At 45.4% G+C, this 2,760-nt stretch carries 4 protein-coding genes and 1 pseudogene; all 5 read left to right on the forward strand.

The window, feature by feature from the left end:
- Window positions 1–118: 118 nt before the first annotated feature.
- Window positions 119–220: a PEP-CTERM sorting domain-containing protein gene (locus RCH91_RS21530; RefSeq protein WP_373694417.1), complete on the forward strand. Its 102-nt coding sequence runs from the start codon at window positions 119–121 to the stop codon at window positions 218–220.
- Window positions 221–450: 230 nt separating this feature from the next.
- Complete coding sequence (locus tag RCH91_RS20805) at window positions 451–1,101, forward strand: hypothetical protein (protein WP_306537307.1); 651 nt, start codon at window positions 451–453, stop codon at window positions 1,099–1,101.
- Window positions 1,102–1,386: 285 nt separating this feature from the next.
- Complete coding sequence (locus tag RCH91_RS20810; protein ID WP_306537308.1) at window positions 1,387–2,094, forward strand: PEP-CTERM sorting domain-containing protein; 708 nt, start codon at window positions 1,387–1,389, stop codon at window positions 2,092–2,094.
- Between the two features lie 73 nt (window positions 2,095–2,167).
- A pseudogene (locus RCH91_RS21535) lies at window positions 2,168–2,402 on the forward strand (BrnT family toxin); the annotation flags it as partial.
- On the forward strand, window positions 2,386–2,655 hold the full coding sequence (locus RCH91_RS20820; protein ID WP_306537311.1) for a BrnA antitoxin family protein: 270 nt from the start codon (window positions 2,386–2,388) through the stop codon (window positions 2,653–2,655). The pseudogene RCH91_RS21535 and the gene RCH91_RS20820, both read left to right, overlap by 17 nt.
- Window positions 2,656–2,760: the final 105 nt, after the last annotated feature.

Below are 2,760 nucleotides of genomic sequence, written 5' to 3' on the forward strand. Positions count from 1 at the left end.
GCGGCGGCGGAGCAAGAATCGTGGACAAATTTGTTGAGCGTAAAACCACGCTCAAAACTGGGGCAGCGCCGGTCAGCTGCGCGACCGGGCACCACCTTAAACTCGACGGTTTATTGTCTTGACTATAGGGTCCACTCAACCCGAGCCGTCGACTTGGTTGCTGATGTCGCTGGGGCTGGTGATGGCCTTAGGATGGAACAAGCGACTTTTCGGGGCTTGATACTGTGGGAGCTGTCGAGCGGCTGTGTGGGAAGTTTGTGCTGTGATATTTTGTTAGTCAGATCGGTGCTTGCTGTAGTTTATGTCATTGACTCATTTTGTTGTCTATCTACTATTTGATTCTTTTTGCTAATAATGCATCTTGTTGTTAGTTGCAAGGTAGTTATTTTGATCTATAAGTTACTTGTTGATAAATAGATTTGGATTAATTAAAAGATAAAGGAGTATATTATGAAACTAATAATTATGTTACTAACATGTCTATCATTATTGTTACCTGGGTGTACTTGTGTAAAAAGCAGTTTGTCAGGGAATACTCCTGTAGATGAGCTTGTTGTAATTTATAAAAGAGCTTTAGTTACAGCCACCGAAAAAAGCTTGTTAGAAGAATTTGTAAAATATAAAGAGATCGGTAGTACATTTACGTTATATAAAATTTCAGAAATAAATATTGAAGCTACAGCTAGCATTAGCAAATCTTCTTCAGAAAAAGTCGAAGCTTCTATAAACTTTCCACTTGATGGAGGATTAGGTTTAAGCAAAAATATAGAAATCGCAAATCAAGAAGGAGCAAAAATATTTCTTAAGCTTGAACCTCTAGCTAATACACCAGTAATATACAACGAAATTAAGAACATTTTCGATAATACAAAAGGGCAAAATGAGCTGTACGGAATTGCGTATTATAATGATGAGTACAAGGCGTTTTCTGAGAATGATGAAAAGAAGTGCCGAGACGCTTTGTATTGCATACCGATAAATTGCCTGAAAGATTCAAATAACAATAAGGCTTTTGCCTATATCAATAATTATGGCAAATTTAGAAATTTAATAGACCGTATTAGAAAAATAGACCCTACTCCCAATAATACAAAACAATAACTTAAAGAATACCTGAATCAGTGAAGAGACCGCTTGTACAGCCCGTGTTCCTTACGCCAGAAAAGCTAGCAAGCTTCGCTGAAAAAACTCACCAAAATTAGCCCCTACTAGGTATCTGACGGAATGACAAAGACTGAATGGGGGATTTTTTCAAAGGTCTGATAGGGGCAAGATTGACATTTGGACATTTGATCCGGAGCAAGAGCTGGTTCGCGGGAGAAGCGTAGGGGAGGCACTGCGTCAATCCGCTCTGGCGCTTGGCTTGTTTTTGAGAGGAGGCAACGTATGGCAAAAACAACAAAACGGCTAATATCCGGGATAACTATGATTTTTGTTGTTGCTGTCTTGGGCTTGTCTGGGGAAGCGTCGGCAATCACCGTCTCTGCCGTCACCCTTAAAGAGCTGGGTGTGAGCTCAATGACTGGAGAAGTTGACGGTGCAAGTCAAGGGTTCCGCTTTCAGGCAAACTCCCCACTACAGGTTACAAGTCTCGGCATCATAGACAGTGAAGGCGACGGCTTTGTAAACACCCACGAGGTGGGACTATGGAGTGACTCCGGGGTGCTTCTGGCGATGTCTTCATTCACTCCCACCTCATCGGGAACACTTAGGGGCTACTTTCGTTTCAAGAATATCACGCCGGTGTACCTGTCATCTGGAGACATTTTTCGTCTTGCAGCTTCGCAGGTCTTCCATGATGAGGATCGATTTGACAGCGATGCAATTCCAATCGATACCCATAGTTATAGCCCGGAGATTAGTTTTTTGGATGGAGTGGGTGCTATGGGGGGTGGGTTGCTTTTCCCGGATATTGTCGGGTTTGTCAATCTCGGATTTCCACCGCTAGCAGCTGACGTTGTGGGGGGGAACTTTGAATTCGAGGTGGTACCTGAGCCTTCAACGGCTGGCCTCTTCGCTGCGGGTATGGTTCTTTTGGTTATTGCAAGACGGAGAAAGGTAAAAATTCATTCAACTCGGCAAATTGTTAAGTAAGAACAATGGCGAGTTTTCTATAAGGTAGCATCGGTGAAAACTGCATTAAGAAAACTCATGGGGTCAGCGGGGGCACGGGGTAAGCCAGGCCGATGCGGAGCAGGTTTTCTTCAACGATCCGCTCCTCGTGCTGACCGATGACCGGCACAGCAACGGTGAGCCGCGTTTTCACGCCCTGGGAAAACCCGACGGTGGTCGACTCTTGCACATAACCTTCACCCTTCGTTTCAACAGCAGCAGGATCCGCGTGGTATCCGCTCGCGATATGCATAAGAAAGGAGCGTGCCATCTATGAGCAGGAAACGTAAGAACGTGCCGGCATTTGCCAATGAAGCTGAAGAGCGCGCTTTCTGGGAAAACCACGATTCCAGCGACTACGTGGACTGGTCGACGGCCCAGCGGGTGACGCTTCCCAACCTGAAACCGACGACCCAATCCATCTCCCTGCGGCTGCCGATCTCATTGCTGGAAAGCATCAAGATTGCTGCAAACAGTCGTGACGTTCCGTATCAGTCACTGATCAAAATATGGCTGAACGAGAAAGTTCATGAGGTGCATTGAAGGGCTATCGAGGGGGAGGAGTCACCCAATAAAGACGAAGTCTTTCACGGGCCAGGTTCTCTTCATAGATAGTGTCGGAAGGACGGAGCGGACGTAGTTGATTTG

It is taken from the genome of Geobacter sp. (assembly GCF_030834625.1).
Lineage (GTDB): Bacteria > Desulfobacterota > Desulfuromonadia > Geobacterales > Geobacteraceae > Geobacter.

What these genes read in the sequence shown, in the direction of transcription:
- RCH91_RS20805 (WP_306537307.1), top strand. Translation starts at nt 451, where the DNA reads ATGAAACTAATAATTATGTTACTAACATGTCTATCATTATTGTTACCT.
- RCH91_RS20810 (WP_306537308.1), top strand. Translation starts at nt 1,387, where the DNA reads ATGGCAAAAACAACAAAACGGCTAATATCCGGGATAACTATGATTTTT.
- RCH91_RS20820 (WP_306537311.1), top strand. Translation starts at nt 2,386, where the DNA reads ATGAGCAGGAAACGTAAGAACGTGCCGGCATTTGCCAATGAAGCTGAA.